The sequence below is a fragment of the Rahnella sp. RFA10(1/100) genome, from assembly GCF_004195115.1.
Lineage (GTDB): Bacteria > Pseudomonadota > Gammaproteobacteria > Enterobacterales > Enterobacteriaceae > Rahnella > Rahnella perminowiae.
Genome location: NZ_SEWR01000006.1, coordinates 156,508 through 178,535 on the forward strand (window position 1 = coordinate 156,508; position 22,028 = coordinate 178,535).

Genomic DNA, 22,028 nt, shown 5'->3' on the forward strand with positions numbered 1-22,028 from the left:
GGCGGTGGGAATTTGTCTGGGAACGTTCCCGGTTTTGCCGGGACGATCACAAAGTTTCTGTATAACGTCGGATCAGAAAGCGAGCTTTCCGGGGATAATCAGCTGCCGCACATGTGCGCCATCGCTGAGCTGCGCCAGCAATTGTTTTGCCGCCGCTTCACCGCCCGCGCCATAGCCGAGTTCCACGGAATACGATTCAGGGAAGAGGAAATGCAGCAAAGGGTTGTTACCTATCCCGCACACCTGTACGCCACGGATTTGCTGTTGTTGCAGGTATTTTTGTGCGCCGATAGCGATGGTGTCGGACGCGCATACCACTGCCTGAATGTCATTTTCCAGCAACTTGGGGATCAGATCGAAGCCGCTCTGATAAGTCAGTGCGCCCAGTGCAATGTGCGGTGTCAGGCCGTGCTCTTTACAGAAAGCCCGGAAGGCCGCGCTGCGACGCTGACCGGTGGTGGTATCTTGTGGCGAAACACCGATAAAGCCAATCTTCCGGATGTTTTGCGCCAGCAACTTTTGCATCAGCAGCTGCACCGCGCCCGCATCGTCATAACACACCGAAGACAGCCCCGGTACTTCGCGCGCCAGCATCACCATTTTGTCCTGCCATGGCATCAGCATTTGTGCTGAAAGTCCGGTAAAACCAAACAGCACCACGCCGTCGATATTGCGCTGTTTCAGTACCTGCAAATGCTCTTTAACGCGCTCTGCGCTGAACTGACTTTCCAGCACAATCGGGTCGAATCCCTGCTGATAAAACAGCGGCAACATGGCACGTACTGCCAGGTTTTCCGAAGGGGAATCGAGGCGCGACACGATGATTGCCACAATTTTATCGCTGAAGCCGCGCATTGCCCGCGCTGATTTCGACGGGCTGAAGTGCTGTTGCTCAATCACCTGTAATACGCGTTCACGGGTTTGCGGGCTGACGTTGCCTTCGTTATTTAAAACGCGGGAAACCGTGGATTTTCCGACGCCGCTCAGGCGGGCAATATCATTAATGGTCAGGCGATTTTGCTGGGTCATGTTTTAAGGTGAATAAAGGTCAGGTTTAAATTTGGTTGTAGTTAACCGGCGTATACTGCGCTCGCCGGAGATGATGTGCGCGTCATCCCGTGACGTTACCCTAACGGATTTTTATACCCGATGCGTATGAATTTCCAAACCGTTCCTTACCGGAGGTGAAAACCCATGGAACCCGACCCCAATTCTGTAGGTCCGTTGTGATCCGGTAAGCACCCGCATTTTTGCTGCTGCTTGCCGTGACTTTACCTGGCAGGCAGTGGCGCACGTTTTTTCGTTCGCCCTGTTTTTAATAACCCTTTTGCCATGCTCATGGCGGCTTCGCCGTGGGCGCAACAAAGGTGCGAATGATGTTCAAAAATTTCACTTCCCGGCTGTTCACTGCGCTCAGCCGTAATTTACCGCGCCGTTTAGTCCGCCGCGATCCGATGCTGGAAAACGTGTCTGTCCGCGCGGCGCAGGCGATCCCTGCTGCTATGTCTGCGCATTGTCAGGCCTGTGCCCGCGCGACCGAAGACCAGTTGTATCTGCAATTTGCCAGCCATCCGGAAGGGCTGACTGCGCACGAAGCCGATGCGATCCGCGAAGTTTCCGGCCTGAATCAGACCGGCGATCAGCAACCGTCGCCGTGGTGGCTGCATCTGTGGCATTGCTACCGCAATCCGTTCAACCTGCTGCTGACCGTACTCGGTCTGGTATCTTACGCCACCGACGATTTAACGGCAGCGCTGGTGATTGGTGCGATGGTGTTTATTTCTACTTTCATGCATTTCATCCAGGAAGCGCGTTCCAATAAAGCCGCCGATGCGCTGAAAGCAATGGTCAGCAACACCGCGACCGTGCTGCGCAGTGACGCGCAAACCGGACGGCACGAAACGGTGGAGATCCCGATCAGCCAGCTGGTGCCGGGGGATCTGATCAAGCTTTCTGCGGGCGATATGATCCCGGCTGATCTGCGTATTCTGTCTGCTAAGGATTTGTTTATCAGCCAGGCGGCGCTCACCGGGGAATCCCTGCCGGTGGAAAAACATGCCTGTGAGAAAAAACCGATTGCCTCTGATCCGCTTGAACTGAGCACCCTGTGCTTTATGGGCACCAACGTGGTGAGTGGCACAGCGATTGCGATGGTGATCGCCACCGGCGGCAAAACCTGGTTCGGTCAGCTTGCCGAACGCGTGGTGCAGGAAGATACACAACCGAACGCATTTCAGGCGGGGATTAGCAAAGTCAGCTGGCTGCTGATCCGCTTTATGATGGTGATGACGCCAGTAGTGCTGCTGATCAACGGCTACACCAAAGGTGACTGGTGGGAAGCCGCACTGTTTGCGCTCTCGGTGGCGGTCGGGCTGACGCCGGAAATGCTGCCGATGATTGTCACGTCAACGCTGGCGAAAGGCGCGGTAAAACTGTCACGCCAGAAAGTGATCGTCAAACGCCTGGATGCGATCCAGAACTTCGGTGCTATGGATATCCTTTGCACCGATAAAACCGGCACACTGACGCAGGATAAAATCGTGCTCGAGCGCCACACTGACGTGCTCGGCGTGACCAGTGATGAGGTACTGCATCTGGCATGGCTGAACAGCCATTACCAGACCGGTTTGAAAAACTTACTGGATGTGGCGGTGCTGGATGCGGGCGATCCGCATCCGGGGCATAGTTCACTGAAAGTGGATGAGATCCCGTTCGATTTCGATCGCCGGCGGATGTCTGTTGTCGTCGCAGAAAATGACCAGAATCATCGCCTGATCTGCAAAGGCGCACTGGAAGAAATGCTGTCGATTTGTACGCTGGTGCAGCTCAACGGTGAGATTGTGCCGCTGACCGATGTGTTGCTGGCGCGCATCCGCCGTATCACTGACGATCTCAATCAGCAGGGCCTGCGCGTGGTGGCGGTGGCGCATAAAGTGATGCCATCGCGTACGCAGGGCTATGGCGTGACCGATGAGTCCAGCCTGATTCTGGCCGGTTACATCGCATTCCTCGATCCGCCAAAAGAGAGCACCGCGCCCGCGCTGGACGCACTGCAACGCAAAGGCGTGACGGTGAAAATCCTCACCGGCGATAATCCGCTGGTGGCGCGTAAAGTTTGCAAGGATGTCGGATTACAGGCTGATAAAGTGGTCATCGGCAGTGACATTGACGCGCTTGATGATGTGCAGCTTCTGCATGTGGCCCGGGAAACCACGGTGTTTGCCAAACTGACGCCAATGCACAAAGAACGCATTGTGCGCGTTCTGCGCGATGAAGGGCATGTGGTCGGATTTATGGGCGACGGCATTAACGATGCTCCGGCGCTGCGTGCGGCGGATATCGGTATTTCCGTGGATTCGGCGGTGGATATCGCCAAAGAGGCGGCTGATATCATTTTGCTGGAAAAAAGCCTGATGGTGCTGGAGCAGGGCGTGACGGAAGGGCGCAGAACGTTCGCCAACATGTTGAAATACATTAAAATGACCGCCAGTTCCAACTTCGGTAACGTATTCAGCGTGTTAGTCGCCAGCGCCTTCCTGCCGTTCCTGCCGATGCTGCCGCTGCATCTGCTCATTCAGAACCTGATTTACGATGTGTCTCAGGTGGCGATCCCGTTTGATAACGTCGATGAAGAACAACTGGCGAAACCGCAGCGCTGGAATGCCGGAGATATCGGCCGTTTTATGGTGTTCTTCGGGCCGATCAGTTCCGTATTCGATATCCTGACCTTCAGCCTGATGTGGTGGGTGTTTAAAGCCAATACTGTTGAAGCGCAGACGTTGTTCCAGTCCGGCTGGTTCATTGAAGGATTGCTGTCGCAGACGCTGATCGTACATATGATCCGTACACGTAAAGTGCCGTTCATTCAGAGCCGTGCGTCCTGGCCGCTGTGCATCATGACGCTGATGGTGGTGATCACGGGTATTGCACTGATCTACTCACCGGTGGCCGGATTCCTGCAATTGCAGGCACTGCCGCTGAGCTACTTCCCGTGGCTGATCGCGATTCTGGCAGGCTACATGGTGCTGACTCAGTGCGTGAAAGGCTGGTTCGTGCGCCGTTACGGCTGGCAGTAATCTTTAAAATTCTATCCTGAATGCTAAAAAGCGCGACCGGTGAAGCGGCCGCGCTTTGCATTAATCAGTTTGAAATTTTACGACTGTGCATTGTTCTTGCGATCGTTACGACGGTTCACCCAGGTGTTAATCAGCAGGGTGATGATCAGAATCGAGGCGATCACGCCCAGTGAAATACCCACCGGAATGTGGAACACGTCGAGCAGCAGCATTTTGATACCGATGAAAATCAGGATCACCGCCAGACCGTATTTCAGCATCGAGAAACGTTCTGCCACGCCTGCCAGCAGGAAGTACATCGCACGCAGACCGAGGATCGCGAACAGGTTAGAGGTCAGCACGATGAACGGGTCGGTGGTCACCGCGAAAATCGCCGGGATGCTGTCGACCGCGAAAATGACGTCGCTCAGTTCGACCATGATCAGCACCAGCAACAGCGGGGTGGCGAACAGAATACCGTTACGGCGCACGAAGAATTTCTCACCCTGCAACTCGTCGGTCATGCGCATTTTGCTGCGCAGCCAGCGGATCATCGGTTTCTCACCAACCTCACCGTCGTCTTCTTTCGCCAGCGCCATCTTGATCCCGGTGAACAGCAGGAACGCGCCAAACACGTACAAAATCCAGCTGAACTGACCCACCAGCCAGCTTCCGGCGAAAATCATGCCGGTACGCAGGACGATAGCGCCGAGCACACCGTACACCAGTACGCGGCGTTGCAGGTTGGCCGGAATGGAGAAGTAGCTGAACAGGATCAGCCAGACGAAGACGTTATCTACCGCCAGCGCTTTTTCCAGCAGGTAGCCGGTCAGGAACATCGTGGCCTTGGCGTCGGCCACCTCGCGACCAAACTCGCCGTTGAGGTACCACCAGAAGCCGAAATTGAACAGCAACGACAGGCCTATCCACACCAGCGACCACAGCGCGGCGCTTTTCATACTCATGGTTTGCGCGCCTTTGCGACCCTGTAACAGCAGGTCGAAAGCGAGCATAATTATCACTACCACGGCAAAAGAGCCCCACAACATCGGGTTGCCTACGGAGTTCATCATTGCGTCATCCTCGAAAAAACATCAAAAAAAAACGGCCAGCGTCAGAAGACGTTAGCCGCTCATTTTTGAGTTGTGAGCAAACCTCGCCTTCCGGCAAGGTCTCACTTACGAAAATAGGCATTCACTTTGTAAATGTCTATCTTCGCCCCGGTAACCGGGTGGCTGAGATGGCGCTTAAGCGCGGATCCAGGCACCGTAATGACGATTATCCGGCGAAGAAGTTACTCCCCTTTGCAGTTTGCAAATTAATGCAAAATGTGTCAGATGTCAAATATTCAGAAACATTTTAGACTATTAACCCGCCAGTGCCTGACGTTTACCGAGTGCGCCGACAAAGGAAAGCAGCAGGCTGCGGCTGAGAGGTGTTTCGCTAAGTTGCTGAGCCTGATGCGCAAAATCGACATGATCATCTTCGGCAATGGAACCCAGCCAGGACAAATATGTCTTCATGACCGCCAGACTGAATTCAGGGTGAAACTGCGTGCTGATGGCGTTCGGGCCATAGCGCAGGATCTGATGCGGATCGTGCTGCGTTTTTGCCAGCACCTTCGCCGTCGCGGGCGGGGTGATGACGGTTTGCAGGTGGATAAGATTTGCGGCGAACTGCGCCGGAAGCTGCGATACCAGCGGATCAAGATGCCCGTCCGGCGTCAGCGACACCTCATGCGTACCAACTTCGATGCCTTGCGGGTGGTAATCCACTTCGCCGCCCAGTGCATATGCCATCAGCTGATGGCCGTAGCAGGCGCCGAACATCGGTAATTCCTGCAACATCCCCAGCCGTACCCAATCCGCCGCTTCTTCGCTCCATGCCAGATGCTCGGTCACCATGCTGCGTGAACCGGTAATGATCGCCCCGCAATAGTTTTCCGGCGGCAGCGGACGTTCACCTGCCTGTAAGTCCACAATCACAACCTGCTGTGCGTCAATATCGCCCTGACGGATAAACATCTGCGGAAAGTTATCGTGCGCACGTCGGATAGGTTCCGGCGCGTGGCCGGTCTGCAAAATTAACAGCGGTTTCTGGCTGGGTGCAATCATCTGTTACTCCCGATTATGACTGAACATTAAGGCTGGTTATCGGCCGGGAACACCACGCCGGTCTGACGGCGGATTTCCGTCAGCACTTTGGCGGTGATACGCGAGACTTCCAGCCCCGGATGCGCGACAAACTGGCTGTCGACCAGAATCGCAAACGTTTCTGCCTCATACAACATGGTGTTGATGTGCTGCGGTTGGGTCAGATCCAGCTTCTGGCTGCCGCGTGGCGTCAGGCTGAGCGTCTGGCATTCAGACAGTTTTTCCATCTGCAACGTACCGTCTTCGCCCTGGATCTCACTCGGCAAATGGGAATCGCTGATTTTGGAATGGTGGATCACCACTTCGAAATCATCAGCATATGACAGGATGACCGTTCCCTGACCATCAACGCCGCTTTCCAGCAAGGTCGCCGTGGCTTTCACCGATTCCGGTTCGCCAAACAATGAAATGGCACTCGCCAGACAGTAATAACCGATATCCATGATCGAGCCATTGGAAAACGCCGGGTTAAAGGTATTCGGGTTTTCACCGGCCAGATAACGCGGATAACGTGAGGAATACTGGCAGTAATTCAGAATGGCTTTACGCAGTTTACCGATACGGTTCAGCGCACCTTTCATATGCAGAAAGTTGGGCAGATAGGCAGTTTTAAAGGCTTCGAACAGCACCACGTTGTTCTCTTTCGCACAGGCGATCAGGCTTTCGGCTTCGCGCAGATTGGACGCCAGCGGCTTTTCGCAAATCACATGCTTTTTGTGGCTGAGGAACAACAGAGACTGCGGGTAGTGCAGGGAATTCGGACTGGCGATATACACCGCATCAATCAGATCGGATGCTGCCATTTCTTCAAGGGAATCAAAATAATGCTCAACCGGATAATCCTCGCCAAGCTTTTTAGCGCCTTCCAGCGTGCGGGAATAAATCGCGGTTAACTTCATCTTACCGCTCTCGTGTGCGGCATCAATAAAACGCTGGGTGATCCAGTTGGTACCAACAACCGCAAAACGAATCATATATATTCCGTATAGATAAGTTGAGATCTCATTTAGGTGTATAACTTACCGAAAACTTCCAGATGCGTCAGGTACATGCGCGTGTCGAACTCTAACTGATGATAGTCAGGCGTCATATGACAGCACAGGCTGTAGAACGCTTTGTTGTGTTCTTTTTCTTTCAGGTGCGCGAGTTCATGCACCACGATCATTTTCAGAAATGCTTCCGGCGCGCTTTTAAACACTGTCGCTACACGGATTTCCGCTTTGGCTTTCAGCTTGCCGCCCTGAATACGGGATATCGCGGTATGCAGCCCCAGTGCGTGCTTCATCACATGAATTTTATTGTCGTAAGCCACTTTGCTTAACGGCGATGAACTGCGCAAAAACTGGTTTTTCAGGTCCAGCGTATACTGATAGAGCGATTTGTCGGTGGTCAGCTCGTGCGGTTCCGGATATCGCGTCAGCAAGACTTTACCTAAACGTTCCTGGTCGATTAACTGACGCACCTGAGCCTGAAGCGACTCCGGATAGCCTTGAAGATAGGTCAATTCAGGCATAACTGTTTGCTTTATCTCTTATTACCGGGGGAAAAGTTGCCGTACCGGCCAGCGTTGTTTTTGCAACGATCACACGCATCCGGCCATTAAACCCCTTTTTAACTGAAAAAACGTTTTACTGATAGACCAAATTAAGGGATAAACAGCGCAAATTGAATATGAGGAGGGCCAATGAGCCAATTTGAAACCGAAACCGGTGGTCAGTTACTGCAACTGCGTCTGGAACGTTATCCGCTGGAAGAAGCGGCAACGCAGTTACAGGCATGGGAAGCGGCCGATGAATATTTGCTGCAAAACCTGAATACTGATGCGCTCAACGGCCGTCCGCTGCTAATTTTCAACGATGCTTTTGGCACTCTGGCCTGCGCATTGCAGCCGCACAATCCGACCAGTATCAACGATTCCTTTATGAGCCAGCTGGCGATGCGCCATAATCTGCGCATTAACGGTTTTGACGAAGACAGTGTGGCAACGCAAAGTAGTCTGGTGCCGTTGCCGATCAACCCGGGTCTGGTCGTCATCAAAGTGCCAAAAACCCTGGCACTGCTGGAACAACAATTGCTGGCGCTGCGTGAAGTCGTGACGCCGGGCACGCAGATTATCGCCGGCGCGAAAGCCCGCGACATTCATACGTCAACGTTGCAGTTGTTCGAGAAAATTCTCGGTCCTACCAAAACCAGTCTGGCGTGGAAAAAAGCCCGTCTGATCCATTGTGAAGCCACTTTGCCTGCGCAAACCGCTGAGCCGGTGATTTCTGAATGGGCGCTGGATGACAGCGAGTTCCGTATTTCCAACCATGCCAACGTGTTCTCACGCGGCGGTCTGGATATTGGCGCGCGTTTCTTCATGCAGCATCTGCCGGAAGGCATCCAGGGGCGCATGGCGGACCTAGGGTGTGGTAACGGCGTGATCGGCATGACCGCACTGGCGCTGAATCCCGATGCGGAAATGCTGTTCGTCGATGAATCCTATATGGCGGTGGAATCGAGCCGTATTAACGTCGAAAACAACCTGCCGCAGGATGTCAGCCGCTGCCATTTCGAAGTAAATAACATGCTGGCCGGTGTCGAACGTGAAACGCTGCACGCCGTGCTGTGTAATCCGCCGTTCCATCAGGGCACGGTCATCAGCGATGACACCGCCTGGCGCATGTTCTGCGATGCCAAGCGTTGCCTGCAAACCGGCGGCGAACTGCGTATCGTCGGCAACCGCCATCTGGATTACTACCAGAAGTTACGTCGTCTGTTCGGTAACTGCACGACGATCGCCACCAATCAGAAATTCGTGATTTTGCGTTCTGTGAAAACGGCGTCGCATCACTGACATGCGCCCGCCGGCTCCGACATGGTTCCGGCGGGCGGCTCAGAGACTACACTGTTCGTAATAACTTAATAATGATGTCTGTGTTTTCCTGTCTGGCTGGGAATATATTTACGATGAACCTCACGGACGTTGTCAAAATATATAGATGTTGATTTTATGCCCTCGACTTTTTTCTGATTAGGGATGTAAACTCCAAACTTAGAATAATGTTTTTCAGATGTAGGGGAACCAAATGCGCAGGAAGTTGAAAACATATTTTTCCCATTGATCAATAGTTCAATAAAAGGCTTTCTTTTATCCCACGTTATTTTTATTTGAAATTGGTTCCAGGCATCAGGACAGGCCAGAGTAGCGATCATCTTGTTTGTTGTCCATAGATAGAATTTACGACGATCTTTATCTTTTTACCCTCGATCAAATGAAGGGATATGGGAGGGCGATCTTTCCCCATGGTCTTCATGAGGCCGCCAGGTTCGCGGACCTGAAAGAAAATCACATCGTTGGCGGCCTGTCCCACTTTCATTTTAAAGCTATAAGATGAATCTACATGCATGCCTAATTTATTATGATGGGCAAGTTCCGTGCGGAAATTACCTGTCTGGGCCGGGAGGTGAAATTTAATTACGGTGTTATTTTTCTCATGTTCCTGGGAAATGAAACCTGATTGTAACGCATTTTGTCTGATTGTCTTGTTTGAACTTCCATGATGTGAATAATTTGGGGTGTCAATACTGATATCAAATTGCCTCAGATGATACTGACTGGAAAATGAACTCTGTATCCTTTCAAGCGTTCTGCCTGTACCATGACGAGAAAGAGAGGACATATTGACATGAGGTGAAGAACCAAAACATATATTCTGGATGAGTGTTATATCACGAGGGACCTCTAAAATATTTCCCTGAAGATTAATATTTTCAACCGAAATGGGTGTATCAGTAGAGCATAAGTGTTGTTGCGTATGTAGAGTGAGGTCGGAAGGCATGTTCTATATCCTTTGATAAATACAATCATTCAACTGGTGAATAAAATTGATGGCATCCTTGTTTTCCCCGGATGAAATATAGAGGGTGACGATTTGCCATGAATATAGGTATTACCAGCGGTTATGCTGTTCAGCGCAGATTGTTTATATGTGTCATCCATGAAATGGGAAACAGTAATTAAGTGATTAGCCCAAAACTATATCCCCCCAATTAACCCCCAATTATTGGGGGTAATGAAAAATATATAACAAAACATAAATTTTACTACTAAATTTTCAGTGCCAGCCGGGTACCCTGATCGATAGCACGGCGGGCATCGAGTTCGACGGCCACGTCTGCGCCACCAATCAGATGTACAGTTTGACCGGCCTCCTGCAATGGCTGATACAACGCGCGCTGGGGTTCCTGCCCGGCGCAGATAATAATGTTATCCACTTCCAGACACACCGGTTCACCGTTCATCATCAGATGCAAACCCGCATCGTCAATGCGTTCATAACTGACCCCACTTTGCATTTTCACGCCGCGTTGCAACAGACTGGCGCGATGGATCCAGCCGGTGGTTTTCCCCAGGCCCGCACCGACCTTAGTGGTTTTGCGTTGCAGCAAAACGATATCCCGCGCGGCGGGTTCCGGCTGTGGCCCCTGCGGTGCCAGGCCGCCGCGATGCGTCAGGCTCTGGTCGATTCCCCATTCCTGGCTGAAAGCCTGGGTGCTGAGACTCGACGACGAGCCGTGGTGGATCAGATATGCGGCGGTATCAAAACCAATGCCACCGGCACCAATAATCGCGACACGCTGCCCGACCGGTTTTTTATCCCGCAAGACGTCGAGATAAGTCAGTACGCTCGGGTGATCGATGCCCGCAATATCCGGCAGGCGCGGCGAAATACCACAAGCGAGGATCACGTCGTCATAGTCTGTTAGCTGGCTGGCGGTGACGGTTTCACCCAGACGCAGCGTAACGCCCAGTAATGTCAGCTGGCGCGAGTAATAACGCAGCGTCTGATAAAACTCTTCTTTACCGGGGATCTGTTTGGCGATATTAAACTGCCCGCCGATTTCATTGTGTGCCTCAAATAATGTGACGTGATGCCCGCGGCTGGCGGCGGTGGTGGCAAAGGCCAGGCCGGCGGGTCCGGAGCCTACCACGGCCAGACGTCTGAGGACTGTGGCACGGCTGACCGGTAACAGCGTTTCCCGACAGGCGCGCGGGTTCACCAGACACGAGGTGACTTCCCCGGCGAAGATCTGATCCAGACAGGCCTGATTGCAGCCGATGCAGGTATTGATTTCATCAGCCCGTCCCTGCGCAGCTTTTTCGACAAACGCCGGATCGGCGAGGAACGGACGCGCCATCGAGACCATATCCGCACAGCCTTCGGCGAGGATTTTCTCCGCCACTTCCGGGTCATTAATGCGGTTGGTGGTGATCAGCGGGATCCCGACTTTGCCCATCAGTTTTTGCGTCACCCAGCTGAACGCCGCGCGTGGCACCAGGGTGGCAATGGTCGGAATACGCGCTTCATGCCAGCCGATGCCGGTATTGATGATGCTTGCGCCCGCCTGTTCGATACGCTGAGCCAGTATTTCGACTTCCTGCCAGTCCGAGCCTTCTTCGACCAGGTCCAGCATGGATAAGCGATAAATAATGATGAATTCCCGGCCGCAGGTTTCACGTACGCGGCGCACGGCTTCGGTGGCAAACCGCATCCGGTTATCAGCAGAACCGCCCCAGCGGTCTGTGCGCTGGTTGGTGCGCGCGGCGAGAAACTGATTAATCAGATAGCCTTCTGACCCCATGATTTCCACACCGTCATAACCCGATTCTTTCGCCAGCCGTGCGCAGCGGGCGAAATCCGCCAGCGTGGATTCGATTTCCTCTTCACTCAGCGCATGCGGCGTAAAACGGTTGATCGGTGCCTGAAGGGCTGAGGGGGCAACGGGGTGTGGCTGATAGCTGTAGCGGCCCGCGTGAAGGATCTGTAGCGCGATTTTACCGCCAGCAGCATGAACCGCGTCAGTCACTATACGGTGATGCGTGATGTGTTCCTGTTCGGCGAGAACGGAGCCGCCCTGATACACCACGCCCTGCGCGTTGGGGGAAATGCCGCCGGTGACAATCAGCCCGACACCAGCGGCGGCGCGTTCGGCATAAAAGGCCGCCAGACGCTGAGGCCCGTCTTCCCGTTCTTCCAGCCCGGTATGCATTGAACCCATCAGCACACGGTTTTTAAGTCGGGTAAAACCTAAATCCAGCGGCGCCAGCAGGTGCGGATAAAACAGCGAAGCGCGTTCAGTCATGGAATTCTCTTAAGTGGTCGGATGAGATGAATTCAATTTAGCTGCTGGCAGAGTAATTGGAAAGTCAGTGTGTAATGACTGTGATATGTATCACTGTGCGCAATCTGCTGGGAATGAATTAACGATGATGCCTATTATTTATCGCCGTTTATTCATGAGCAGCGATAATTTTTGAGGGCGGAAAACAGCAAAACATGACAGGTGAAATAGTTATTTCTTTGTTTTTACACAGTATGCGTCTTATTGCAGGTCATTTATTTTTAACATTTTTTTAGGGATTTGTGCGTGTTAGGATTATTTTTATAAAACGATATCGAATCGATTCAGTTCGGGTTAGAGCTGGACTAGGCTGGAGCTGCTTCACCCTAAAATTCATTTCTAACCTGGATATATATTATGAATCTTATTGACCATACAGCCTGCCGCCCGTTCACCGAAGCCGGGCATTTGTCCCAGATTGCAGCCTATTATGAAGAAGGTCGTAATGTCATGTGGATGATGCTCAGGTCTTATCCACGCCCCTGTTTTAATCATGAACTCATTGAAGACATCATGACGCTGACTTATGCCGCAAAAGCGTCGGGGCTGCGTTTTGATTTTTGGGTTACCGGCTCTTTGGTGCCCAATATGTACAATGTGGGAGGTGATCTGAGTTTCTTTGTGGAATCCATCGTCAATAACAAACGCGAGACGTTACGTGCTTACGCCAGATCCTGTGTGGACTGCGTACATGCTGCTGCGCGCGGATTTGACGTGGGAGCGATCAGTTTGTCGATGATCGAAGGTACAGCCCTTGGCGGTGGCTTTGAAGCCGCGCTGGCGCACCATTATGTGCTGGCGCAGAATACGGCCCGGATGGGGTTCCCCGAGATCGCGTTTAACCTTTTCCCGGGAATGGGCGGTTACTCACTGGTGTCACGTAAGGCGGGGATGAAGCTGGCGGAGGAACTGATTTCCACCGGCGAGTCGCATACTGCCGAATGGTTTGAAAGCCGCGGACTGGTGGATGTGTTATTCCAGCCGGGGGAAGCCTTCAACGCCACGCGTACATTTATGGATGTTTTGCGGCCAAAGCTCAACGGTATCCGGGCGATGATCCGCGCACGCCAGCGTGTATTGCAATTATCACGTTCAGAACTGATGGATATTACAGAGGATTGGGTGGATGCCGCATTTACTCTGGAGGAGAAAGATCTGAGTTATATGGAGCGTCTGGTCATGCTGCAAAACCGGCATACGGCATCATTGCGTAAAACCGGCTAGCAACAGAGACAGCCCGTCACTGGCGCTATTTCTGTTTTGCTTTATGTTTAAAAATATGGGGTGAAGCACCTGTTTTTTCCTCAAGCCAGTGCTCCAGCTCATTCGCGGGCATTGGCTTGGCGTACAAAAAGCCCTGTTTGCTGTCCACACCGATTTCGTCAATCAACTTTTCTTCTTCCGCCGTTTCCACCCCCTCCGCGACCACCGTCAGTTGCAGCGTTTTTGCCACCGCCACAATCGCCCGCACCAGTGCCTGAGACACCGTATTGTCATTGATGCCACGGATAAAGCTTTGATCCAGTTTGATGCAGTCAAGGGGGATCCTCGCCAGTTGTGACAGTGAAGAATAGCCGGTGCCGAAATCATCCAGATGCACCTGCGCGCCCAGTTTATGCAACTGGTTAATCATGGCGACTGCTGCACTTTCGTCTTCTACCAGGCAGCTTTCTGTCAGTTCGAAATCCAGCAGACAGCCTTTCATACCTGCATTTTTCATGGCATCCGACAATGTGGTGATGAATGAGCCGTTGTTGAGCTGGCGTCCGGAAAGGTTTACCGCCACACGCAAATTTAGCCCTTTTTTCTGCCATTCAGTGGCCTGACGGGTTGCCGTTTCAATCACCCATTTACCGATTGGCGTGATGAGCCCCGATTCTTCGGCATAGGAAATAAAGCTCTGAGGCTGGATCAGGCCGCGTTCCGGAGAATTCCAGCGCAGCAGCGCTTCCACGCTTTGCACGTTGCCGTAAAGCGACACTTTTGGCTGATAGTATAAAACCAGCTGGTCTTTCTCAGACAGGGCTTTGCGTAAGTGTGTATCTAACCACATGTATTCAGAGGCTTTTTCATTCATGCCTGATGAGAATACACAGTGTACATTTTTGCCTTTTTCCTTGGCCGCGTACATGGCGGTATCGGCGTTTTGTAACAGTGTGTCGCCGTCAGTACCGTGTTCCGGGCAAATCGCAATACCGGCTGAACAGGCGGTGTACACTTCAATCAGTCCAATACGGAACGGCAAACTGAGCCTGCGCAGCACCCGCTGACTCAGTGCTTCCAGCATTTTTATCTCAGCATGGGTGCTGAGAATAATAAATTCATCGCCACCGAGTCGCGCCAGTTTATCGTTGGGCGACAGGCAATCCTGAATGGCGTCAGAGACAGCCCGCAGCAGATGATCACCAAACATATGTCCGTAGGCATCGTTAACTTTTTTGAAGTTATCCAGATCCAGATAAATCAACCCGACTTTGTTTTCACCACGATCGAGAAGTGCTCTGGCAAGGGATTCCTGCAAGGCATTACGGTTAGCGAAACCGGTGACCAGATCGGTGTTTGCCAGCACGCGTAAACGCTCCTGCGCCTTACGTTCGTCTGTGATGTCAGAGCCGGAGCAAATCAAATATTTTTGTTGTTTACCGCTGCCGCTGTGGACGAATTTATTACGAAACAGGAACAGGCGCTGGCCCTTGACGGTGTTGATCCAGCGTTCCACTTCGTAAGACTGCTGATGCTGGAAAAAACCCGTGATGTTCTGGCGTGAAGCCAGACCTTCTTCCATGGTCATGAATAAGTCATAGGCGCTTCGCCCGATAACATCTTCTTCGCGCAGGCCGGTATATTCCTCACTCAGACGGTTAAAACGGTGGACTTTGCCTTCCTGATCGATAATGACAATCACGGAATTGGCTTCGGAAACCACCTGTTCAGCAAAGGTCAGACCGACTTCAAGATCATGGGCGACAGACGCGGTGTCCTGATAGGCGGAGGCCGTACCGGCCCAGGCTTTGCTGTCGGTTTTGCGCCCGACAAGATACAGACATACAGGTGATCCGAACAGGGTGATATCCAGCGTAAAACTTGAGGTGATTCCGGTCAGTTGCCTTATTTTCCCGGCCTGCCATTGTGTCAGGGGGATAGTAATATTGACGACGCCTTTCTCTGCAGATAACTCAAGGGCATTGCTGTCTGAACCCAGTCGCCAATAAGGGCGTGGTGTACCAAAATGCAGGTACAGAAGGGAAGCATCTTGAGAGTCGGCCATGAATGTTTCTCCGCAAAGAACGCTATACGCCGCCAGTGTGGCGACAGGCGACAGTCAGCACAGACGGAGCTTACTCTGTTCAGCTCACCCGCAACACGCCATAAAAAACGGATAGGCGCGGAATGGCGTAACACATTGAATTAAAGGTTAGCAACTGTCGGTTATATATCCAGTAACCGGACAGATATTACTGCTCAGAACAGGCGGCCTCCGTTGCCGGACTACCGCCTGAAAGAGGAAGCTTTGCGATTGTGTTCCGGGCCCGGTTACAGGCCCGGAAAGTTATTTCAGCAGGAAACTGGTTTTTTTCACATCCTGCGAATCTAACCCCACAAATACATTGAATTTTCCTGGCTCTGAAGCCCATTTCAACTTGTCGTTGTAGAAACGTAAATCTTTTTCGTTGATCGCAAATGTAACGGTTTTTTCTTCACCCGGCTGCAGGTTGATTTTCTCAAAGTTTTTCAACTCCTTAACCGGACGGCTGATCGACGCCGTCACATCCTGCAGGTACATCTGAACGATAGTGGCACCACTGACTTTACCGGTGTTTTTCACCGTCACGCTGGCCGTCAGCGGGTGGCTGGCATCCATCGTCGTGGACGACAAACTCACGTCAGACACACTGAAACGGGTGTAGCTCAGACCATAACCGAACGGGAACAGCGGGCCGTTGGTGATATCAAAATAACGGGTGGTGTATTTATCCGGATGTTGCGGATTAAACGGACGGCCGGTATTGAGCACGCTGTTATACAAAGGAATTTGCCCGACAGAGCGCGGGAAGGTCATCGGCAGTTTGCCTGACGGATTGTAATCACCAAACAGAACGTCGGCAATCGCATGTCCCCCTTCGGTGCCGCTGAACCAGGTTTCCAGCATAGCGTCAGAAATTTCGTTTTCCCACGTCAGGGTCAGAGGGCGGCCATTCATTAACACGATAACCAGCGGCTTACCGGTGGCTTTCAATGCCTTGAGCAGGTCCCGCTGGCTTTGAGGAATGTTGATATCTGAACGACTGGACGCTTCGTGTGCCATGCCTTGTGCTTCACCGACGACGGCGACCACAACGTCAGCTTTTTCGGCCGTTTTCACCGCTTCGTCAATCATATCCTGCGGTTTGCGCGGATCGTTGATTACCTGTTTCTCGTAAGAGTTCAGAAAATCGACCATAGCCTGATCGTTAGTGACGTTGGCTCCCCGGGCATACAGGATGGTGCCTTTATCGCCGAGTACATCTTTCATGCCTTGCAATACCGTCACAGCCTGCGCCGCTTTACCGGCTGCAGACCAGCTGCCCATTACGTCACGTTTGCTGTCAGCCAGGGCGCCAACGACGGCAATCGTGCCTTTTTTCTGTAACGGCAACGTTTGATTGTTATTTTTCAGCAGTACCAGCGACGTTCGCGCCACTTCGCGTGCCTCCTGGCGATGCAGACGGCTCTCGGCATTGGTGTCCGCCGGGTCGCTCGACTGCGGGCCTAAATGACGATATTCATCGACAAACAGCCCCATATCCCATTTTGCGGCCAGAACATCGCGAACGGCGCGATCAATATCTTTCTGGCTGACCAGACCGTCGGCGAGTAAGCCTTTCAGGTATTTACCGTACATATTGTCGGCCATGTCCATATCGACACCGGCTTTCAGCGCCATCGCGGCAGCCTGACGATCATCTTCGGCCACGCCGTGTTTGACCAGCCCGCCAATAGCCCCGTGATCACTGACGGTCAGGCCCCTGAACTGCCAGTCGTCGCGCAGAATATCTTTCAGTAACCAGGTATTCGAGGTGGCGGGAATGCCGTTAACGCTGTTGAGCGCCACCATTACACCGCCGGCACCGGCATCCACTGCCGCTTTATACGGCGGCATGTAATCATTGAACATGCGGGTCAGGCTCATATCGACGGTGTTGTATTCACGACCACCTTCGACAGCACCGTACAACGCATAGTGCTTGACGTTTGCCATGACGGCATCAGGGGCAGACGGATCTTTGCCCTGATAACCGGTAACCATTTCATGCGCGAGGCGCGAGGTCAGATAGGTATCTTCGCCGAAACCTTCTGAGACACGCCCCCAGCGCGGATCACGGGTAATATCGACCATCGGTGAGAACGTCATGTTCAGGCCATCGGCTGCCGTTTCCAGTGCCGAAATGCGTGCGCTGGTGGCAACCGCCTGCATGTCCCAACTCGCCGCCAGACCGAGGCTGATAGGGAAAATGGTGCGCTGACCATGCACCACGTCATAGGCATAAAACGGTGGGATTTTCAGGCGGCTGTACTGCACCTGATCCTGCATACGGCGAATATCAGGTTTCGTTACAGTATTAAACACGCCACCGACTTTACCGGCGCGGATGTCAGCCATAATCGCTTCTTTTTGGTACTCAGGCCCCACAGTGACCAGATTCAGCTGACCGATTTTTTCATCAAGGGTCATTTTTTTCATCAGGTCAGCAATGAACGCGTTGCGTTCTTTCACCTGATCCTGAGGTATGCCCGTTGTTTCAACGGCGAGAGAAGAAGCAGAACTTACCAGTAACACTAACGCGCCAAGCATGTGATGCGTATTCATCGGAATTCCTTCAGCCATAAACAGGGGAGCTAAATCAGAGAAAATTCAGCAGCCTGAAGCAAACAAAGCAATGATCATTCTAAGAAAAGTATAGAGTGAGAATCTAATACGTCCGTTCAACTATTAGCAATGAATAGTTTAGACGCCAACACAATATCTTTTTACCTTTCGGGACATCCCGCAATTTACAGGTAATCAGAATGATAGATACAAAAAGACCTTCGATGCATCACGCAAATTTTTATATTTAGGATTACATGACATCTGGCTGAACAAATAAGCACCAAAAGTCTGGCGGGGGAGGCGCGTGGATAATACAAAAGGGCAGCACATACGGCTCTGCCCTTTAATATTCAGGAATATCCGCTAAGGACATCAGACTAATAGTAGTAAGACATATCGGTCGGGGTTTTACTCATGACATCAAAGAAAACGTCTTTGGTGTTTGCCCAGAACTGCGCGATGGCAACGGCGTTGTAGCTCATGCCCATCAGGCTCATGACAAAAAAACAGGTCACGGTCAGACCGATACCGCTGCAAACGAATGCCATGGTATTGCGGCTGGACTGGCGACAAACAATATTAAGCTGGCTGGTGCAGAACATCAAAAAGGCGCTCAGCAATTCCCAGCGCATCATTAAAATCCCGGCAGTTAATGTACCCATCGATAAAATCCTTACTCACTACAGCCGCTTGCACGAAGCCAAAAAACAGCCGGAGGACTGCTACAACAGGCGGGCAATGGGCTTTACTGAAGAAATGGTGAATTACAATTATGTGACGACGGTCACATTATATCACCGGATTTTATTTTTGAGTAAAAAATGTGCGCTAATGAAAAATAGGCATAACACATCAACTTATTTTGATGATGTGTTATGAAGGCGGCTAAATCGCGATGTCTGCCGACGGGATAATTATGCGCCGTAGCCCATGACTTGTAACAGATGCTGAGCCTGCTGTACCGCTTCCTGCCGGTGTGCGACGCCCAGTTTCTGGTAGAGATTACGGATATGCGTTTTGATCGTCGTCGAGGCTACATCCAGCTCACCGGCAATCTGGTCATTACTGTAGCCGGAGTAAATCAGCCCCAGAACCTGCCATTCGCGCTGAGTCAGCGGGCTGGTGCGGATAAGTTCCGGCACCTGCGGATGGGTCAGTAGTTTGTTCACAAAGCCTTCGTCGAAATGGGCAAACTTATGGCGGTGATGCTGGTTAATTTCGCGCAAAATCTGTTGGGCGCGACGCTGTTCCAGCTCCGGCAACAGATTAAGCTGGATCAGCTGACGCAGTTGTTGCGCCATCATTTCCCCTTCAATGACGAAATGGCTGATAAAACCGGTGCGGTTCGCCAGGGACAGCGCTTCGATCAATACCTTTTGGGCGTCACTTCTGCGCCCGGTTTGCCAGTAAAGTAAGTTACTCAGCAGTAAATTGCGGTTGAGATCGCTGGTCAGGCGCAGCTGCCGGGCATTCAGATTCAGTTCATCCAGCACCACTTCTGCTTCATCAAACTTTTCCAGCAAAATTTGTACACGGGCGATATTGCGCCACTGACCTTGCTGAAAATGGTTATCCGCCATATCCGGTTTACGCGCCTGTTGCAGCCACTGACGTGCCGCGTTTTTATCGCCAATCATCTGCCAGTAAATCACACGTGGCTTATCGGTATTGGTCAGCCAGTCGATGTGATACTGACCCGTTTTCAGCAACGCTTCACAGCGCTGCAAATGGTGATGGGCATTGTCGAGCTGGCCGCGTGCCAGCGAACATTTCGCCAGCATCGCCAGACATTGCAACTGCTGCTGTGGCTGGAAGTTGGTCAGCACATTAAGCCCTTCACGCGCGGCTTCTTCCGCATCATCGAGCCGCGACCACGACCACAAAAGTTGTGAACGTAAACGCAGTAAAAATTCGTGCATCGGCAATTGTTCCAGATGCTGTTCGCGTACCAGTTCAAAAGCGCGATCCTGCATCTCAAACGCGGCCTGCAAAAAACCCTGAGCAATCAGGATCTCACTCTGTTGCAGCAGCGCCCATAAAGCGTAGTGATAAGCTTCGTAACGGCGTGCGATTTGTTCGGTCTGTTGCATCAGCGGCAGTGCGCGGGTGAGATCCCCTTTGCAGTGCTGGATTTCACCGGTGACGGATGTCGCCACAATGCGGCTGTAATAGCTTTCATAAGGCAGATAACGCAGGGCCTCAGCGGCCAGTTTTTCCGCTTCATCCTGTCGTCCGTCGTTGATGGCCACCTGTGCACGCAGCGCATCAAACTCGGCTGCCTGCGCCTGTTCCATCACAATATTACGCTGTTTCATTTCGTTTTCAGCGCGGGCCAGCAGCACGTCGACTTCAGCATAACGGTGCTGGCTTTGTGCCAGCCATGCCTGTAACAGCACCAGCTTAGGATTCTGAATCAGCCGGTCGTAAGGCAGGGCGGCCAGACATTCTTCCAGCAACGCCAGTTCGCTTTGATTAAACAGCGCCCAGGCGTGTTGCAGCAGAATATCGCGCAGCAGATGAGTGTCTTCGGCACCCAGCGCATGATGAATCGCTTCGGCAGGGAAACCTTGTGCCAGCCAGCCTTCGGCGGCAGCGCGATGAATAGCGGGCAGCTCAGACGCCAGTTCCCACTGACAGCGCTGCCGCAGGAAGGTGGCAAACAGCGGGTGGAAGTTAAACCATTCGCCGCTGTCATCCATGCGGTTAATGAATAACCCCTGGCGCTCCAGCTCCTCCAGACGTTGCTGACCATTTTCACTGCCGGTCAGGCGCACAATCAGCGCATCGTTCATCGAGCGCAACAGCGAGCAGCGCAGGAGAAAATCACGCGTCGGTGCATCAACGCGATTCAGAACTTCATCCACCAGATATTCAGAAAGATGGCTGGCATTCAACCCGGCCAGCTTACGTGCGGACTGCTGGGTCGAATGCTGGGAAGAGTGCGAAGACTGCCGTGCCGATAGGGCAATCAGTTGCAACGCGGTGGCCCATCCTGCGACTTCGTCACATAACCGGCTACTGTCCGCCTGCTCAATCGGGTCTTTCAGCCGGTTATCGAAAAATTGCTGTGTTTCCGGATGCGTAAAGGCCAGATGCGAAGCGTTGAGCTCCAGCAGTTGCTCGCGTACACGCATATTGGCGATGCCCAGCGGCGGCAGGGTGCGTGAAAGCACCACCAGTGAAAGATTTTCCGGCTGATGGCGCAGGAAAAAACGCATCCCTTCATGAATGGCATCATTGGAAATCAGATGATAATCATCGATGACCAGCAGCAACGGGCTGTGCCAGTCGGAAAGTTCCACAAAAAGCTGGGCAAACAGCGCCGGCAGACTGGCGTACTGATGCTTCAGACTCAGCGCTTCGCTTTTGACGCAATGTCCGCCGCAGGCCTGCTGCACAGCAGCAATCAGATAGCAGGCAAAGCGCTCCGGCTGATTGTCGCTTTCATCAAGAGAATACCAGCCCAGATCGCTTTTGCCTGCTGCCCAGTGCGCCACCAGCGTCGTTTTCCCATAGCCCGCCGGACTGGCGACCAGGGTCAGACGATAATTCGGCGCAGTCGAGAGCTTCGTCAGCAGACGTTCCCGAACTACTGTATTTTGCTGCCGCACCGGGCGGCTTAATTTTGAAGGGATCAGCATTTTTTTCGATTCTTTTGACAGAAAGGGACAGAGGGGTGTTATTTATTTCACAGCGTGTAATTAATCACTTTTTCTAAAGTCCTCCTTTGAAACATTGATTGCAAGAATGTTACGTTTTTACATGCCGTTAAGTTGCTCTGCATCACACTTCTTAATACAAATT

Annotated in this window: 15 protein-coding genes; 3 read left to right on the forward strand and 12 right to left on the reverse strand. The window is 52.3% G+C overall.

Translation table 11 applies throughout. The features are described from left to right. Positions 1-72 precede the first annotated feature (72 nt). Positions 73-1,029: a trehalose operon repressor TreR gene (treR, locus tag ETV65_RS18010; RefSeq protein ID WP_129954405.1), complete on the reverse strand. Its 957-nt coding sequence runs from the start codon at positions 1,027-1,029 to the stop codon at positions 73-75. Between the two features lie 344 nt (positions 1,030-1,373). Here treR and mgtA point away from each other — a divergent pair, with 344 nt between their 5' ends. Then, on the forward strand, positions 1,374-4,076 hold the full coding sequence (gene mgtA / locus ETV65_RS18015) for a magnesium-translocating P-type ATPase (RefSeq protein WP_129954407.1): 2,703 nt from the start codon (positions 1,374-1,376) through the stop codon (positions 4,074-4,076). Positions 4,077-4,153: 77 nt separating this feature from the next. On the opposite strand, the gene ETV65_RS18020 is transcribed toward mgtA, so the two are convergent. The 4 genes from ETV65_RS18020 to ETV65_RS18035 all read right to left on the reverse strand — a co-directional run bounded on the left by ETV65_RS18020 (position 4,154) and on the right by ETV65_RS18035 (position 7,721). Next, positions 4,154-5,128 (reverse strand): TerC family protein, encoded by a 975-nt coding sequence (locus ETV65_RS18020; protein ID WP_276320340.1) that lies wholly within the window; start codon positions 5,126-5,128, stop codon positions 4,154-4,156. Between the two features lie 294 nt (positions 5,129-5,422). After that, positions 5,423-6,169, reverse strand: a complete 747-nt coding sequence (locus ETV65_RS18025) for a glutamine amidotransferase (protein ID WP_129954409.1) — start codon at positions 6,167-6,169, stop codon at positions 5,423-5,425. 26 nt (positions 6,170-6,195) lie between these two features. After that, positions 6,196-7,182 carry a Gfo/Idh/MocA family oxidoreductase gene (locus ETV65_RS18030; RefSeq protein WP_129954411.1) on the reverse strand — a complete coding sequence of 329 codons (987 nt, stop codon included), beginning with the start codon at positions 7,180-7,182 and terminating at the stop codon, positions 6,196-6,198. A 32-nt stretch (positions 7,183-7,214) separates the two neighbouring features. After that, a complete protein-coding gene (locus tag ETV65_RS18035; RefSeq protein WP_129954413.1) occupies positions 7,215-7,721 on the reverse strand; it encodes a M48 family metallopeptidase in 507 nt (168 codons plus the stop codon). 171 nt (positions 7,722-7,892) lie between these two features. Between ETV65_RS18035 and rlmG the strand changes: the two genes are divergently transcribed. Continuing rightward, entirely contained in the window at positions 7,893-9,044 is a 1,152-nt protein-coding gene (gene rlmG, locus ETV65_RS18040) for a 23S rRNA (guanine(1835)-N(2))-methyltransferase RlmG (protein ID WP_129954415.1), read from the forward strand. A 65-nt stretch (positions 9,045-9,109) separates the two neighbouring features. On the opposite strand, the gene ETV65_RS18045 is transcribed toward rlmG, so the two are convergent. From ETV65_RS18045 to ETV65_RS18055, 3 genes are all read right to left on the reverse strand, one after another. Next, positions 9,110-9,403, reverse strand: a complete 294-nt coding sequence (locus tag ETV65_RS18045; RefSeq protein ID WP_129954417.1) for a hypothetical protein — start codon at positions 9,401-9,403, stop codon at positions 9,110-9,112. Continuing rightward, positions 9,400-10,029, reverse strand: coding sequence for a hypothetical protein (locus ETV65_RS18050; protein ID WP_129954419.1), 630 nt, complete (start codon positions 10,027-10,029; stop codon positions 9,400-9,402). Before ETV65_RS18050 ends, ETV65_RS18045 begins: the two co-directional genes overlap by 4 nt. Before the next feature lie 268 nt (positions 10,030-10,297). Beyond that, complete coding sequence (locus ETV65_RS18055) at positions 10,298-12,334, reverse strand: NADPH-dependent 2,4-dienoyl-CoA reductase (RefSeq protein ID WP_129954421.1); 2,037 nt, start codon at positions 12,332-12,334, stop codon at positions 10,298-10,300. A 396-nt stretch (positions 12,335-12,730) separates the two neighbouring features. On the opposite strand from ETV65_RS18055, the gene ETV65_RS18060 reads away from it, so the two are divergent. Next, the gene (locus tag ETV65_RS18060) at positions 12,731-13,597 is read left to right on the forward strand and encodes a crotonase/enoyl-CoA hydratase family protein (RefSeq protein WP_129954423.1); all 867 of its coding nucleotides are present in this window, start codon (positions 12,731-12,733) and stop codon (positions 13,595-13,597) included. A 25-nt stretch (positions 13,598-13,622) separates the two neighbouring features. On the opposite strand, the gene pdeR is transcribed toward ETV65_RS18060, so the two are convergent. The 4 genes from pdeR to malT form a co-directional block, all read right to left on the reverse strand. Further along, positions 13,623-15,641, reverse strand: a complete 2,019-nt coding sequence (pdeR, locus tag ETV65_RS18065; RefSeq protein WP_129954425.1) for a cyclic di-GMP phosphodiesterase — start codon at positions 15,639-15,641, stop codon at positions 13,623-13,625. A 282-nt stretch (positions 15,642-15,923) separates the two neighbouring features. After that, positions 15,924-18,221, reverse strand: a complete 2,298-nt coding sequence (gene bglX / locus ETV65_RS18070) for a beta-glucosidase BglX (protein WP_129954427.1) — start codon at positions 18,219-18,221, stop codon at positions 15,924-15,926. A gap of 380 nt (positions 18,222-18,601) precedes the next feature. Then, entirely contained in the window at positions 18,602-18,886 is a 285-nt protein-coding gene (locus ETV65_RS18075; RefSeq protein ID WP_129954429.1) for a YjcB family protein, read from the reverse strand. Between the two features lie 252 nt (positions 18,887-19,138). After that, complete coding sequence (gene malT / locus ETV65_RS18080; RefSeq protein WP_129954431.1) at positions 19,139-21,865, reverse strand: HTH-type transcriptional regulator MalT; 2,727 nt, start codon at positions 21,863-21,865, stop codon at positions 19,139-19,141. Positions 21,866-22,028 lie beyond the last annotated feature (163 nt).

Excerpts from the sequence above, each read along its gene's own strand:
- treR (WP_129954405.1), bottom strand. The coding sequence starts at position 1,029 with ATGACCCAGCAAAATCGCCTGACCATTAATGATATTGCCCGCCTGAGC.
- mgtA (WP_129954407.1), top strand. The coding sequence starts at position 1,374 with ATGATGTTCAAAAATTTCACTTCCCGGCTGTTCACTGCGCTCAGCCGT.
- ETV65_RS18020 (WP_276320340.1), bottom strand. The coding sequence starts at position 5,128 with ATGATGAACTCCGTAGGCAACCCGATGTTGTGGGGCTCTTTTGCCGTG.
- ETV65_RS18025 (WP_129954409.1), bottom strand. The coding sequence starts at position 6,169 with ATGATTGCACCCAGCCAGAAACCGCTGTTAATTTTGCAGACCGGCCAC.
- ETV65_RS18030 (WP_129954411.1), bottom strand. The coding sequence starts at position 7,182 with ATGATTCGTTTTGCGGTTGTTGGTACCAACTGGATCACCCAGCGTTTT.
- ETV65_RS18035 (WP_129954413.1), bottom strand. The coding sequence starts at position 7,721 with ATGCCTGAATTGACCTATCTTCAAGGCTATCCGGAGTCGCTTCAGGCT.
- rlmG (WP_129954415.1), top strand. The coding sequence starts at position 7,893 with ATGAGCCAATTTGAAACCGAAACCGGTGGTCAGTTACTGCAACTGCGT.
- ETV65_RS18045 (WP_129954417.1), bottom strand. The coding sequence starts at position 9,403 with ATGATCGCTACTCTGGCCTGTCCTGATGCCTGGAACCAATTTCAAATA.
- ETV65_RS18050 (WP_129954419.1), bottom strand. The coding sequence starts at position 10,029 with ATGCCTTCCGACCTCACTCTACATACGCAACAACACTTATGCTCTACT.
- ETV65_RS18055 (WP_129954421.1), bottom strand. The coding sequence starts at position 12,334 with ATGACTGAACGCGCTTCGCTGTTTTATCCGCACCTGCTGGCGCCGCTG.
- ETV65_RS18060 (WP_129954423.1), top strand. The coding sequence starts at position 12,731 with ATGAATCTTATTGACCATACAGCCTGCCGCCCGTTCACCGAAGCCGGG.
- pdeR (WP_129954425.1), bottom strand. The coding sequence starts at position 15,641 with ATGGCCGACTCTCAAGATGCTTCCCTTCTGTACCTGCATTTTGGTACA.
- bglX (WP_129954427.1), bottom strand. The coding sequence starts at position 18,221 with ATGAATACGCATCACATGCTTGGCGCGTTAGTGTTACTGGTAAGTTCT.
- ETV65_RS18075 (WP_129954429.1), bottom strand. The coding sequence starts at position 18,886 with ATGGGTACATTAACTGCCGGGATTTTAATGATGCGCTGGGAATTGCTG.
- malT (WP_129954431.1), bottom strand. The coding sequence starts at position 21,865 with ATGCTGATCCCTTCAAAATTAAGCCGCCCGGTGCGGCAGCAAAATACA.